Below are 13,969 nucleotides of genomic sequence, written 5' to 3'. Positions count from 1 at the left end.
GATATTAATAACAATTTAAATCGATTTCAGTTTATAGCCAGTATTAGCCCTACTGGCTTTTTTTATCATTAAAAAGCCTTGTCTTATTAAAAATAACAAATTAAAATATCGACAAGCGAAACTAAATTTCTTTTTATTATGGATAATTTTGAACGAGAATCAATGGAATTTGATGTTGTCATCGTTGGTGCAGGCCCTGCGGGTTTATCAGCTGCGATTAAAATCCGTCAATTAGCCATTGAAAATAATCTGCCTGATCTTTCTGTCTGTGTCGTAGAAAAAGGCTCTGAAGTAGGTGCACACATTCTTTCAGGTGCAGTACTTGAACCACGTGCGATCAATGAACTCTTTCCAAACTGGAAACAAGAAGGCGCACCATTAACTGTTCCTGTTACACAGGATGAAACTTATTTTCTTCTATCTGACACAAAAGCACAAAAAGTTCCATATTGGATGGTTCCAAAATCTATGCATAACGAAGGAAACTATGTCGTTTCTTTGGGAAATGTGGTGCGTTGGCTAGGTCAAAAGGCAGAAGAACTCGAAGTCTCTATTTTCCCAGGCTTTGCAGCTGCTGAAATTCTTTATCATCCAGATGGTACGGTAAAAGGCATCCAGACTGGTGATATGGGGATTGCTAAAAATGGCGAACCTACCCCTCATTTCACACCCGGTTATGAGCTTCATGCTAAATACACCTTATTCGCTGAAGGCTGTCGTGGACATTTAGGAAAGCGCTTAATTAGCAAATTTAATCTGGATAAAGATGCGGATCCGCAACATTACGGTATTGGTATCAAAGAATTATGGGAAATTGATCCTGAAAAACACAAATCAGGTTTAGTGATGCATGGTACGGGTTGGCCATTATCTGAAACAGGTACTGCGGGTGGTTGGTGGTTATATCACGCTGAGAATAACCAAGTCACTTTAGGTCTGATTGTGGATTTATCTTATGAAAATCCACATATGTATCCATTTATGGAAATGCAGCGCTGGAAAACTCATCCAACGATTAAACAATTTTTAGAAGGCGGTAAGCGAATTTCCTATGGCGCGCGCGCGGTCGTTAAAGGTGGTTTTAATTCTCTGCCTAAACTAACATTTCCGGGCGGATGCTTAATTGGCGATGATGCTGGCTTTTTAAACTTCTCAAAAATCAAAGGTTCACACACGGCGATGAAATCTGGCATGTTATGTGGAGAAGCTGTATTTGAAGCGATTGCTGCGGGTGTTGCCAAAGGTGGTGATTTAGCCATTGCTCGTGTAGTGGAAGGCGATGATCATTTTGATAAAGAACTGACTAACTATACGAAAAAGTATGATAATTCTTGGCTGAAACAAGAATTATATCAAGCACGTAATTTTGGTTCTGCTATGCATAAGTTTGGTCAGTGGATTGGTGGTGCATTTAATTTTATCGATCAAAATGTTTTTAAAGTTCCTTTTACTTTACATGATTTAAAACAAGATTTTGCTGTACTAAAAACGGTGGATACAGCAACATTCAAGCCGAATTATCCAAAGCCAGATGGTAAATTAACCTTTGATCGTTTGTCTTCGGTCTTTATCTCCAATACTGTACATGAAGAAAATCAGCCTGCGCATTTGAAACTTACTGATCCATCAATTCCTGTAAACATCAATTTACCGAAATGGGACGAACCTGCTCAACGCTACTGTCCTGCGGGTGTTTATGAAATTATGGAAAATGATGATGGCTCTAAACGGTTTCAGATCAATGCTGCTAACTGCGTGCACTGTAAAACCTGTGATATTAAAGATCCATCACAGAACATTACTTGGGTTACGCCAGAAGGTGGTGGTGGTCCAAACTACCCAAATATGTAAATATTGGGGTCATTCTTGCGAAGCTATAATCACTTCTCATACCCTAACATGTCATTTGTTTCCGAAGATGTAACATTCGGCTGATGCTTGTGAAGCTTTAATAATTTTTCATACCTTATGCAATGTGCATTATATCTATATTGCATCGGTATGAAATTGACTTAAACCAGTTATCAGTAAATATGCTGACGTTTCAAAATATGGTCATCAATAAATACGACCAAACCAAATATATAAGTTTGAACGATTTCAGACTTATATATGCACACTAATCATTATTAGTGCTTTATATCATTTTTTAGGTAAGCATAGTCCCCAAGGGGGCTATGCTTAAAAATTACATCCAGAAAGAAATAATTAGCAGAATCGCACTGAGTATCGTGAAGTAACTTAATAGAATGGGTAAATTAGTTCGATAGCCTTCAATCATTTCTAACGGCGTAAGTGACTTCAGTGCAACTCGATACTGAATAATCGATAAGATACTAATGATTAATCCCAAAACGATCACCAGTACACCGAGCCAGCGATTAAATAAAATCTTATCGTGATAGCGAACAGGATCAATCAGATGGATTAACAAGGTCGATTTTTCGATTAAAAATCCAAATGCAATTAAAGCGAGGCTACTTCTATTCCATGCCAATAAGGTTCGTTCAAGAGCAAGTAATACACGGGGATCTTCTAAATTTGACATGACTCAGACTTTAAAATAATTCAATGGTAACTTTAAATAAGACTGACCATTCGATTCAGCCAAGGGAAACTTTCCTGCATCCATATTGACCTGAATCGCGGGCAAAATCAGTTTAGGCATTGCAAGTTTAGCATCCCGAGCCTCTCGCATTTTAATAAAATCTAATTTTGCAGTCGTCTGATCAATATGAATATTGAATTGCTTTTGTGTCTTTACATCAGTTTCACCGATAAAATATTCACGTGTTTCTGGTAAATAATCATGACACAAGAACATCCGCATGGTTTCAGGCAAATCATATAATCTCTGAACTGAATCATAAAGCTGTGCTGCACTTCCATTGGGAAAATCACAACGTGCTGTACCATAATCTGGCATAAACAGTGTATCCCCCACAAATACAGCATCCCCTATCACATAGCTCAAACAGGCGGGCGTATGTCCTGGGGTTGGAATGTTATACGCATCTAAATGACCAATACTGAAATGTTCACCGTCTGCAAATAAGTAATCAAAACTCTGATGCAAGTTAAAGTATTTGATATCAAGATTGTAAATTTGACTAAAGGTTTGCTGAACAATAGATATTTTATCACTCATGGCGATTTTGCCGCCGAGTTGCTTTTTTAGATATTGTGAAGCAGTTAAATGATCGGCGTGGACGTGAGTTTCTAAAATCCATTCTATGCTTAGGCTATTTTCATGAACATAGTGAATGACTTTATCTGCCTGAGTAGTAGAAGTTGTGGCCGAAGCTGCATCATAATCCAGTACACTATCAATAATCGCGCTTTGTTTAGTATCTGGGTCACTCACCACATAGGTAAAAGTATGAGTCGCTTCATCAAAAAAACTTTTAATCAACGGTTTCTGAGTATTCATATTTTTTAAACACCTCTTATTTTCCGATGAAGTATCATGCCAATCAACATTGCTCCAATAAAATATAGAGCCTGAGCATATCCGAGTCCAATTAAGGTTAACGCGGGAGCAGGACAAATTCCTGCTATCCCCCACCCAATACCAAAAATCAATGATCCTACAATTAAATCTTGATCAATTTGATGATTCTGAGGTAACTCAATTTTTTCTTTGAATAATGTTATTGGATGTCTTTTTGCTCTTTGAAATGGAATAAATGCCACTAGAATTGCACCGATCATCACAAATGCCAAACTTGCATCCCATGTGCCGAATATATCTAAAAAAGCGAGGACCTTTTCAGGGTTAGACATCCCTGAAATTATTAGACCCAATGAAAAAAGAGAGCCAAATAAAAAAGCAAATATATTTTTCATGATAGGCCTCCCAGTAAATGACGCATCACATAAACTGTAACAAAGCCTGCAAACATAAATATGATTGTTGCGAATATTGAACGTTTGGATAAACGACTTATTCCACAAATACCATGCCCACTGGTACAACCCGATCCCAGACGCGTACCAAAACCGACCAATAAACCCGCAATGATTAATTGAAAAGGATTGGAACTGATCTTAATCTGTGGTGTATAAAAATAAGAAACGACGAACGGCGTAATCAATAAGCCAAGTAAAAACCAGATTGCAGGTGTTTTGGCTATTGTTTCAGGATTTATCACCTGTGCAAGTAAACCACTGATGCCTGCAATACGACCATTCACATACAGATAACCAACGACGGCTATTCCAAGTAATACGCCGCCCAAAAAAGCCAACAAGAAACTATGCATGGTTCTAGCTCAAACAATATATAAAAACATAATATATTTTTACGTAATTTAATCAATGCACGTTTGACTCATTTTTCAATTGATTAAAATCGTATCTAACTACATAAATTCCTTAAGTACACGATCTACAAACCATTTAGGGAAATGTTGCAGGTTCTTATTTAATTTTAAAGTTTCTGCTTTTTCAATTTCAGCTAAAAAAGATGCTTGAGTACCATCAGAAGAATTATCAAATATATAGGCTCGATCTGAGGCATCTATTGCATCTAATAGTAAATCCATACTTCTCAAATAGCGCGTTCGAATTTTATCTCTTGGAACATCGTGACCACCTTGACTCACGCGATACTGTACTCGACTGATATTGATATCAGAATCAACAGTAGAAACATAATAAAGATAAGTACGGAAGCCCTGTGCTTTAGCATGTTGAAGAAACTCAACCTTACTTCTATGCGACATGACTGTTTCAAAGGTAAAGCTAATTTTTAACTCAATAAATTGAATACGAATAAAATCAATAATTCTTGCTGCTAGATATGAATCAATTTCACTTGCTTCAAAAGCAATTTTTCCATTTGCTAAAATAATCGGATTGCTAGTCAGTAAAGGCATCATTGTCTGTTGCACTTTACGTTTTTTTGATTTTAGAAAATTGATAAGCTGCTGACTTTCAAGTGCTTCATGAAAATCTGTCAATGAAAAGCAGTGATCCTGAACGAGTTGTTTTTCCAGTTCATCGGCATTTAAATACGCACCAATATGTCGCGGTAACAAATAATCTTTAATGGTACTTTTACCAGATCCATTTGGACCTGCAAACATCCTTATTCTGGGTTGTGGCATAAAAAATTAGAATGCCACTTTTTTCTTACGTTTTAATGTCGTTTCTGACACGGCGATGTCAGTATAATAAGATGAAATATTTTTCAAGATTTGTGTCTCGCCATTACAGGATTGCTTAAGCAAGTATTGGTCTTTGGCATACACTACAGAAGCTGATTGTGAAGCTTGACAAAACGCATGACGAAAAGCCTCCACAGCAAGATGTGGAATCATTTCATCCTCTCTTAAACTGGCTTTCATGGGAACAAATGCTGTCATGCTTAATCTCCCGTATTGATTAAATACGTTTCTAGTTATCTTAGCATAATTTTGAAAATTGTCTATTTGACGACCATTTTTCTGATTTATAGATTATTTATTCTATTCACGTTAAGCCATTCATATTCTACTCTTTGCTTACAGCTCATCAGATTGATAATGAGATTGGCACATTGCTTGCTTTATGCACCATATTACCACTCAAATAAGGTCATAAAGAATGCACGACACATCAGTAACGGATTCTTTTGATGCAACCAAACCCAATAATGCAGCAAATGAAACACTTGAAGATTATACATTACGTTATGCACCGCATAGCTTTCGTCGCTGGAGTCCCAAAGTAGTCGCCATCACGGCGCTTGGTGGTATTGCATATCTTGCAGATTTCTCTATTGGTGCAAGTATCGGGATGACTTATGGTACGACCAACGCGATTTATTCGATTTTATTCGCTGCTATTATTATCTTTATCACAGGTATTCCTCTTGCCTATTATGCTGCCCGCTACAATATTGACCTCGATCTGATCACTCGTGGTGCAGGTTTTGGATATTTTGGTTCAGTCATTACCAGTATTATCTTTGCAAGCTTTACCTTTATCTTTTTTGCGCTCGAAGGCTCCATTATGGCGCAAGGGTTATTGCTTGGACTGGGTATTCCTTTGTGGGCAGGTTACCTTATTTCCACGATTATGGTCATTCCTTTAGTCATCTATGGCATGAAAGCCCTAAGTAAGTTACAAGTTTGGACAACTCCAATCTGGCTGATTTTGATGATTGGCCCTGTGGCTTATTTGATTCATAAAGAACCCAATCTGGTTGGTTCTTTTGCGACTTATGCAGGTAATAGTGGTTATGCGCCTATGGATATGGCAGCAATCATGCTCGGTGCTGGTGTGTGCTTATCGCTAATTATGCAGATTGGTGAACAAATCGACTACTTACGCTTTATGCCAGCCAAAACTAAAGAAAATAGTAAATCTTGGTGGGCCGCAGTCATTTCGGCGGGTCCAGGTTGGGTCATCTTGGGTGCGATTAAACAAATTATTGGTGCATTCTTAGGTTTTTACTTATTCACCAAATTACCAGGGATTAATGCGACTGAGCCTGTTCAACAGTTCAATGCGGCATTTCATGATATGTTACCGGGCTGGTTAGCTTTAGCATTGGCAGTTATCTTGGTGGTGATCTCTCAAATTAAAATTAACGTGACCAATGCTTATTCAGGTTCTTTGGCTTGGACAAGTGCTTATACCCGTATCAGCAAAAAATATCCGGGTCGTATTGTATTTGTATTAGTCAATCTGGCTGTTGCACTTGCGCTCATGGAAGGCAACATGTTTGCGGTACTGGGTAAAATTCTAGGCTTTTACTCAAACTTCGCAATCGCTTGGGTCGTTGTCGTTGCAACGGATATTGCCATCAATAAATACTTATTAAAGCTTTCACCTAAACAGCCTGAATATCGCCGTGAAATGCTGTATGACTTTAATCCTGTTGGTTTGGTGGCTTTTGGTGCAGCAGCAGGTTTATCCATTGCAGCTTTCTTCGGTTTATTAGGTGATTTCCTCTCTTCTTATTCTCCACTGATTGCTTTGATCGTTGGCTTCGTACTTACCCCTGTCATGGGCTTACTGACTAAGGGTAAATATTATATTAAAAAGCATGATGACGGGATCAATGAGCCTCGTTTTGACGCTGAAGGTACACCTGTTGCGACCGTGTATGCGTGTGTAGCTTGTGATCAAGATTATGAACGCCCAGATGTGATGTATTCACACCAACATAACGGCGTGATCTGCTCACTGTGTAAAACGATGGAAAAATAATGAGTTCTATAACAAAATTGTATTAGCAAAATAAAAATTTAACTGAGCCCTGAATTGTCAGGGCTTTTTTATGACTGAATGGACTTGATTTTAATCACCGCAAAAATTAGAGTAATTACTCTAATTTTAATGGAATTATTATAATGCTAGGATCGTATCATTGGGCGCAAGAAAAACGTGGTCAAATGACTTTAAAAGAAAAGCTGTATCTTCTACAGAAAACATTCATCCCAACCACGCAGCATTTACTACAACACCTCTTGCCGAAACAACGAGAAACAATTTTTATTGATTTTAACAAGATTATTTTACCTGACAGTACTTTAGTCAAAGCAGCGATTGAACAGCTTGAAGAAACCAAAAAAACCTCTTTAATTTATCATTCATGGCGGAGCTATTTTTGGGGAATCGCTTTTAGCCAAATTCATGGATGGCAATATGACAATGAAGCTTTTTTAGTGGCTACCCTTTTGCACGATATTGGTTTAATTGATCAACATAAAACCTCGAATTGTCAGTGTTTTACTCTTAATAGTGCAATGCAGGCTGAACAACTTTGTAAGTATCACCATTACCCTAAAGAAAAAACTGATTTAATCGCTGATGCAATATGCTTGCATATGAATGGCTTTGCAGATATGAGTCAGCCTAAAGAAGTGATCATGCTACAAAAAGGAACCAGCTGTGATGTGATTGGATCGGAACTCCATCTCATTGATAAACAATTCCAAAAACAGTGTTTGGAAAACTATCCTCGTGAAAAATTTAACACTTCTTTTAAAGCATATATTCAAGAAGAAATAAAACGTCATCCACATTCTAGAACGGCGTTTTTGAATAAACTGGGTCTCAGCAACTTGATTCAACTTAGTCCATTTAAGGAATAAAATATATGGAATGTATTCAAAAGCTTATTCACTTTCCAAAATTTGATGGGATTTATGCCGAAGTGAATATCATCAATCAATATGCAAAAACGATCGTTATTCTTCCTGCTATCGGTGTTGAAATTGATAAATATCAAAAACTGATCAGGGGTTTAAATACGGAGGGATTTAATACAATAGCAGCTGATTATCCCGGATGTGGCAGAAATATACCAAAAGTTTCTAGTCACTTTGATTATGGATATAGAGATTTATTGCAAGATTTTATTCCGCAACTTATAAACTTAGCCCCACAACCTCATTCACAACAAAACGTGGTACTACTTGGACATAGTTTAGGTGGGCATTTGGCTACATTGTATAGCCAACAACATGATATTACAGTGATTGGGATCGCAACAGGCAATATTGGACTACATTACTGGGATTTAAATGGTAAGATTCAAATCTTAAAAGCAATCTCAGTCTTCAGCCTTCTCATTCAAATTTACGGTTATTTACCAGGAAAAAAGGTTGGCTTTGGCAATAAAGAAGCAAAATCTCTTATTCAGGATTGGTGTAAAACTGGACTGACAGGAACATATGATCATATTTTAAAGCCAACTCATGTTTCAGATAACCAAGCTCTTTTTATTCAAATGAAGGGCGATGAATGGGCACCAATGTCCTCATTAATGGGCTTAACTCAATATTATAGTCATCCTCAAATTAAACAGCTCGATTTAAGACCAAGTCTTCAAGGCAATCAGCATAGCGTCTGGATTAAACAGCCAGAACAAGTCATCGATGTTATCCTAAACTGGCTTAACTAAAAACGAATTTGATCTTGATGTGCCTTAATAATACTTAACCATGCTTTAGTCGCAGCGGTCATCGGCACAGAGGTATTCCATGCCATACTTAGTGTCCAACGCAAAGAAGTATTGGCTAAAGGCGTAATATTAAACTTACTTTGATCAAGTTGCTCACAATAGATTTGTGGCAATAGCGCAATGCCCATCGAGAATTCAACCATTTTGGCAATAAAATCCCATTGGCTACTTTTACATACAATTTTTGGCTGAAATCCTTCCACCTGTGCCGCCTGAATAATCAGGTTATTCAAGGTAAAACTATCGTCATATAAAAGAAAAGATTCTTCTTTTAAATCAGCTAAGCTCACCTCTTGTATATTTTTCCATCTCGAATGTTTCGCGGACAATAAACACAAGGATGAATCTACGATCGGAATTTCTGCAAGAATAGGATTGTGATTACTTAAAAGCACACCTACATCAAGAGTTCGGTTGAGAATTGCTTCTGAAATGGCATTTGATCCCACTTCCATAAATTGTAATTCAATATCAGGATATTGTTTATGAAACGATGCGATCAGTGAGGTAAGCAACACCGAACCCAAAGGTGGTACACCCAAAGTCAATTTTCCTTTTTTTAAATGTTTTATATCTTCTAATGTTTCATAAATTTTTTTTTGTTCATCCAATATAGTAAGCGCATGTTGATAAATTTGCTGACCCGTATATGTCAGCTCCACTTCACGTTTACGCCCTGCTTCCCCTTTTTTAAATAAGGTCGTAGCTAAATCCTGTTCAAATGCAGCAATGGCTTTACTGACGGTAGGCTGCGTCATATAGAGTTGCTCCGCTGCTGCCGTAAAACTTTGGCTTTGTACAATTTGTACAAAAATCTTTAGGGTTTTAATATCCATTTACGACCATTCCATAAAAGCATAATTAATTTTTTATTATTCATAATATGGCATAACAACTCCATTTACAATTGTTCTATTCCAAACACATCATAGAGTTTATAGGTGATCCGTTGTCTTATTCCAGCCTTGCATATTTTGCCAAAGTGATCATCCAGATTGGTTTATTACTTATTTTCTGGTGGATTGGATCACTCTTGCAACAAGCACTAAATCTGCCTGTTTCAGCAGGCGTTATTGGGCTTTTTCTAGTTTTGATCGGGCTTGTAAGTGGTGTGTTTAAATTACAGTGGATTAAAACTGGTTCGGACTTCATGCTAGCCGAACTTGTGCTGTTTTTCATTCCTTGTGTCGTTGGACTGATCAACTATAAAAGTTTATTTATAGCTGAAGGCTGGCAATTAATAACTGCAATTGTGCTCGGTACTCTGTGTGTCATGGTATTCACCGCCTATACCGTACATTTTTGCTTTAAATTGGAATCACGACTCAAACAACGTAGCCAAGATAAAATGCTACATCAACATGAGCTAAAATCATGAATATTGCCTTGATATGTTTTGTTGGAACACTTTTCGGTTATATCTTGGCCAAACCCATTTATCGTCGTTTGCCTTATTTACCTTTTGCACCTGCAATTTTAGTTCCTTGCTTGATTATGGCGCTACTCATGATTTTTCATGTGCCTTATACCACCTATATGCAAGATAATCACTGGATCGTATGGATGTTAGGACCAACCACAGTAGCATTTGCGATTCCGATTTATGAATACCGCGATATCATTAAACAGCATGCATTGTCTATTTGTATGGGTATTATCGTAGGAATGGCGGCAGGTATGCTGAGTGCTTTTTATCTGGCGCGTTTGTTTCATTTTGATCAGCAAACCACTTATAGTCTCATGTCTCGCTCGATTTCTACGCCTTTTGCCATGGAACTCACGCAACATATTGGCGGTTCGGTTGAATTGGTGATTTTGTTTACCATTTTGACTGGCGTTGTAGGTATCATCTTTGGCGATCTTATTTTAGCTGGATTAAAGCTCAAGTCTTATTTGGCCAACGGCGCTTCTCTGGGCAATGCTGCGCATGGTTTTGGTACAAGTAAAGCATATATGCGCAATAAGCAAGAAGGTGTCATTGCAAGTTTAACCATGGTATTGGCAGGCATTTTTATGGTCATTACAGGCCCTTTTCTGGTTCACGTTATTGTTAAATTACTGACCTGAAAACATTAATAAATAAAAGCCGCTTAAAATAAAACTGAGTAATAAAGCTGTTTCTAGTAGTTCAATACTTGCTCCGATGGTATCGCCTGTGATGCCATTAATACGTTTGATAAAAAGATGTCGCAAATAAATCAATCCCGTCACAAAAACAAGTAAGCTTAAAACACCTTGTAATTTCCAGTAGAGCAAACTGAGTAAAACCATCAAACTTATCAGCCAAGCACTTTTTTTAGGTAAATCCTTAGCTAAGTGCCGTCCCAGACCATTTTCACGAACATAGGGTGTGGTGAGCAATAAAATTAATGGCACAACTCGCCCAAGCAAAGGTACAAAAATCAAAAATAGCGCTAAATGTTGCTCAAGTAACAGATAAATACAGACCCATTTAAGCAAACAGACTGCGATCAGACTTAACACACCAATCGGCCCACAGCTTGGATCTTTCATAATCTCAAGGGTACGTTGTTTATCACCGAAACCACCCACCCATGCATCAGCTGTATCTGCCAAGCCATCCAAATGTAAACCACCTGTTAGCCAAATCCAGATGATTAAAATAAGACTTGCGCTCAAAAGATGCGGAACTGGACTCAGCAACCAACTCAAACTATATAAAATCAAACCGATCAGTAAACCAATCAACGGATAATATAAAACAGATCGCGCATTTTCAGTCTGATTGGGTATCCGTGATAATTGAACAGGAATTACGGTCAAAAACTGTAGTGCAATCCAGAATGGCAACATACGTTATTCCTCGGATATCTGTAACTGTTGCTGATCATCCATAGTGATTTTAAAGCGATACAGTTGCCCTAAACTTGCCTGCATTTTCAGCAGATCATCCAATGGCTGGTGTTGCGCCAAACAACGCAATAACTTGATTACACCACCATGCGTGACCAATAAGGCATGCTCATGTTGCTGTATTTGCATCTTTTCAATGACTAAGAATAACCCTTGTTGAATGCGTGATTGAAAATCCAATAAACTCTCGCCATTCGGAGCCGTATATTGGGTGGGTTGCTGCCAAAAATTTGTAAGTAGTTCAGGTGACTGTTGATAGATCTGCCCTGTACTGATCCCTTCCCAATCTCCAAAATACATTTCCTTAAAATTTGCATCCATATTACAATTCAGATTCGTTTGTGCTGCAAACCTTTGTGCAAATGCAGCACAACGTTGTAAGGGCGAAGTAAAAACCACTTGCCATGCAGAGGGCTGCATTTGCTCAATCGTGGTCTGCATTTGCTGCCAACCCGTTTGTGTCAATGCATCGTCCAGATGACCACGTAAAGTATGGCTCAATGTCGTTTCACCATGACGTAACACATCAATGATCCACACTTTTTGCATGTTGTTTTATACCTGATCGCCTGAAACTGAAGCTTCGGCAAAAGTTGCCATTTGGTTATGTAAGGCACAGGCCAATTGAATGACACCCAACGCTGCCCCTGCACCACTACCTTCACCTAAACGTAAATTTAAGTTTAATATCGGCTGTGCATTTAGTTCAGCTAAAACACGACGATGTCCATATTCAGCAGATTGATGTCCAAACAACATCCAGTTTCGCGCATCGGGATTCAAACGCACAGCGCATAGTGCTGCAACCGAACTGATAAAACCATCAATCACCATCGGCATACCAAGTTGTGCGCAGCGAATATAAGCTCCCGTCATAGCAGCAATTTCTAAACCACCGACTGCGCTCATTATTTTAAAAGCATCCTCTTTTACATGGGGTTGATGCAATGCGATAGCGCGATCGATCACTTGTTTTTTGTATTTTAACTTTTGCGCATCTATACCTGTACCGATGCCAGTCAGTTGCTCTGCATCTTCATTGAGTAATAAACATGCCAAAGCTGAGGCTGAACAAGTATTACCAATACCCATTTCACCCGCAACGAAAATGTCGGTTTGCGCACTCATGGCTTTCTCGACACTGTCACGTCCTAATTTCATCGCCTGATGACATTGAGCTTCAGTCATTGCAGCTTCAACTGCAAAATTTGCGGTTCCAGCACGAATGCAATGCGTTTCTACACCTTCATAACAATAAGACCCACCCACCGTACCACAATCAATCACTTGTAAATTGGCAGCATATTGTCGTGCGATTACACTAATACACGCACCACCTGTCGCAAAATTTTGTAGCATTTGTCGCGTCACCGCCTGCGGATAAGCCGAAATATTTTCTTGCATCACCCCATGATCACCTGCAAAAATAGTAATCCACGGTTGATTCACATGCGGATGAGTTGTGCCTTGTAATGCAGCCAGTTGTATAGCGATCAACTCTAAATCACCCAATGAACCTGTTGGCTTAGTCAATTGTTGCTGGCGTTGCATAGCAAATTGTTTAGCTTGCTCATCGATGGCTTTAACTGGCTCTACCCACCAACTCATGATTTTTCTCCTTTCAGTAACATTGGGAATCCTGCGACACAAAATTCGACCTTATCTGCGATTTTTCCTAGACGCTGATGTAACCGTCCAGATTCATCAACAAAACGACGTGTCATTTCACCCATCGGCACCACACCCAAACCTGTTTCATTACTCACTAAAATAATATCTGATTGAAGCCGTGGTAAGAGTTCAAGCAACTCCTCGCATGCTTGAGTTTGCTGGCTATACTGTGGATTGCAATCATCTAACAATAAAAGATTACTCAGCCATAAAGTCAAACAATCAATCAAAATGATCTGTTGTGGTTGATCAATTATCTTAAGTTGCTGAGCCAGTGCAATGGGTTCTTCAATGAGTCGCCACTCACTTGGTCGCTGCTCACGATGCTGGTCTATACGCTGTTGCATTTCATCATCCAGTGGCCGCGCAGTTGCAATATAAGTCACAGGATGAGACAGCTCTTTGGCAATAGCCTCTGCATGTCGACTTTTACCTGAACGCGCGCCACCTAAAATGAGATGTATCATA

General features: G+C 38.6%; 17 protein-coding genes. 6 read left to right on the top strand and 11 right to left on the bottom strand.

From position 1 onward, the window contains the following. Positions 1-138: 138 nt before the first annotated feature. On the top strand, positions 139-1,851 hold the full coding sequence (locus I6L31_RS02645) for an electron transfer flavoprotein-ubiquinone oxidoreductase (protein ID WP_035272101.1): 1,713 nt from the start codon (positions 139-141) through the stop codon (positions 1,849-1,851). A gap of 337 nt (positions 1,852-2,188) precedes the next feature. Here the strand turns inward: I6L31_RS02645 and I6L31_RS02640 are convergent, their stop codons facing one another. The 6 genes from I6L31_RS02640 to I6L31_RS02615 form a co-directional block, all read right to left on the bottom strand. After that, complete coding sequence (locus tag I6L31_RS02640) at positions 2,189-2,548, bottom strand: YidH family protein (RefSeq protein WP_005004340.1); 360 nt, start codon at positions 2,546-2,548, stop codon at positions 2,189-2,191. Positions 2,549-2,551: 3 nt separating this feature from the next. Beyond that, on the bottom strand, positions 2,552-3,430 hold the full coding sequence (locus I6L31_RS02635) for an MBL fold metallo-hydrolase (protein WP_005004338.1): 879 nt from the start codon (positions 3,428-3,430) through the stop codon (positions 2,552-2,554). Positions 3,431-3,435: 5 nt separating this feature from the next. Beyond that, positions 3,436-3,846 (bottom strand): DUF6691 family protein, encoded by a 411-nt coding sequence (locus I6L31_RS02630; RefSeq protein ID WP_005004336.1) that lies wholly within the window; start codon positions 3,844-3,846, stop codon positions 3,436-3,438. Beyond that, complete coding sequence (locus tag I6L31_RS02625) at positions 3,843-4,262, bottom strand: YeeE/YedE family protein (protein WP_005004333.1); 420 nt, start codon at positions 4,260-4,262, stop codon at positions 3,843-3,845. Before I6L31_RS02625 ends, I6L31_RS02630 begins: the two co-directional genes overlap by 4 nt. Positions 4,263-4,361: 99 nt before the next feature. Continuing rightward, positions 4,362-5,108: a zeta toxin gene (locus I6L31_RS02620; RefSeq protein WP_035272099.1), complete on the bottom strand. Its 747-nt coding sequence runs from the start codon at positions 5,106-5,108 to the stop codon at positions 4,362-4,364. 6 nt (positions 5,109-5,114) lie between these two features. Continuing rightward, positions 5,115-5,366 carry a hypothetical protein gene (locus I6L31_RS02615; protein ID WP_005004329.1) on the bottom strand — a complete coding sequence of 84 codons (252 nt, stop codon included), beginning with the start codon at positions 5,364-5,366 and terminating at the stop codon, positions 5,115-5,117. Between the two features lie 220 nt (positions 5,367-5,586). Here I6L31_RS02615 and I6L31_RS02610 point away from each other — a divergent pair, with 220 nt between their 5' ends. The 3 genes from I6L31_RS02610 (at position 5,587) to I6L31_RS02600 (ending at position 8,896) form a co-directional block, all read left to right on the top strand. After that, the gene (locus I6L31_RS02610; protein WP_005004328.1) at positions 5,587-7,197 is read left to right on the top strand and encodes a purine-cytosine permease family protein; all 1,611 of its coding nucleotides are present in this window, start codon (positions 5,587-5,589) and stop codon (positions 7,195-7,197) included. A 143-nt stretch (positions 7,198-7,340) separates the two neighbouring features. After that, positions 7,341-8,084: an HD domain-containing protein gene (locus tag I6L31_RS02605; RefSeq protein ID WP_004987628.1), complete on the top strand. Its 744-nt coding sequence runs from the start codon at positions 7,341-7,343 to the stop codon at positions 8,082-8,084. A gap of 5 nt (positions 8,085-8,089) precedes the next feature. Further along, positions 8,090-8,896, top strand: a complete 807-nt coding sequence (locus tag I6L31_RS02600) for an alpha/beta fold hydrolase (protein ID WP_005004327.1) — start codon at positions 8,090-8,092, stop codon at positions 8,894-8,896. On the opposite strand, the gene I6L31_RS02595 is transcribed toward I6L31_RS02600, so the two are convergent. Beyond that, positions 8,893-9,792 carry a LysR family transcriptional regulator gene (locus tag I6L31_RS02595; protein WP_005004325.1) on the bottom strand — a complete coding sequence of 300 codons (900 nt, stop codon included), beginning with the start codon at positions 9,790-9,792 and terminating at the stop codon, positions 8,893-8,895. The genes I6L31_RS02600 and I6L31_RS02595 overlap by 4 nt on opposite strands. A gap of 113 nt (positions 9,793-9,905) precedes the next feature. On the opposite strand from I6L31_RS02595, the gene I6L31_RS02590 reads away from it, so the two are divergent. Continuing rightward, positions 9,906-10,334 carry a CidA/LrgA family protein gene (locus I6L31_RS02590; protein WP_005004324.1) on the top strand — a complete coding sequence of 143 codons (429 nt, stop codon included), beginning with the start codon at positions 9,906-9,908 and terminating at the stop codon, positions 10,332-10,334. Beyond that, entirely contained in the window at positions 10,331-11,023 is a 693-nt protein-coding gene (locus I6L31_RS02585) for an LrgB family protein (RefSeq protein WP_005004321.1), read from the top strand. The genes I6L31_RS02590 and I6L31_RS02585 overlap by 4 nt, the downstream gene beginning before the upstream one ends. Here I6L31_RS02585 and I6L31_RS02580 read toward each other — a convergent pair. Genes I6L31_RS02580 through cobU form a run of 4 tightly spaced genes read right to left on the bottom strand, consistent with a single transcriptional unit; the run spans position 11,012 to position 13,968 of the window. Then, positions 11,012-11,770 carry an adenosylcobinamide-GDP ribazoletransferase gene (locus I6L31_RS02580; RefSeq protein WP_005004319.1) on the bottom strand — a complete coding sequence of 253 codons (759 nt, stop codon included), beginning with the start codon at positions 11,768-11,770 and terminating at the stop codon, positions 11,012-11,014. The two genes, I6L31_RS02585 and I6L31_RS02580, sit on opposite strands and share 12 nt — an antisense overlap. 3 nt (positions 11,771-11,773) lie before the next feature. Then, positions 11,774-12,379, bottom strand: coding sequence for a histidine phosphatase family protein (locus tag I6L31_RS02575; protein ID WP_005004318.1), 606 nt, complete (start codon positions 12,377-12,379; stop codon positions 11,774-11,776). A gap of 6 nt (positions 12,380-12,385) precedes the next feature. Beyond that, a complete protein-coding gene (gene cobT, locus I6L31_RS02570; RefSeq protein WP_005004316.1) occupies positions 12,386-13,438 on the bottom strand; it encodes a nicotinate-nucleotide--dimethylbenzimidazole phosphoribosyltransferase in 1,053 nt (350 codons plus the stop codon). After that, positions 13,435-13,968 carry a bifunctional adenosylcobinamide kinase/adenosylcobinamide-phosphate guanylyltransferase gene (cobU, locus tag I6L31_RS02565; protein ID WP_005004314.1) on the bottom strand — a complete coding sequence of 178 codons (534 nt, stop codon included), beginning with the start codon at positions 13,966-13,968 and terminating at the stop codon, positions 13,435-13,437. Before cobU ends, cobT begins: the two co-directional genes overlap by 4 nt. Between the last annotated feature and the right edge of the window lies 1 nt (position 13,969).

Origin of the sequence: Acinetobacter septicus (genome assembly GCF_019355975.1) — a bacterium.
In the GTDB taxonomy this organism is placed as follows: Bacteria; Pseudomonadota; Gammaproteobacteria; order Pseudomonadales; family Moraxellaceae; genus Acinetobacter; species Acinetobacter ursingii.
Note: the sequence above shows the minus strand (reverse complement) of the source record. Positions and strands in the feature narration are given on the sequence as shown.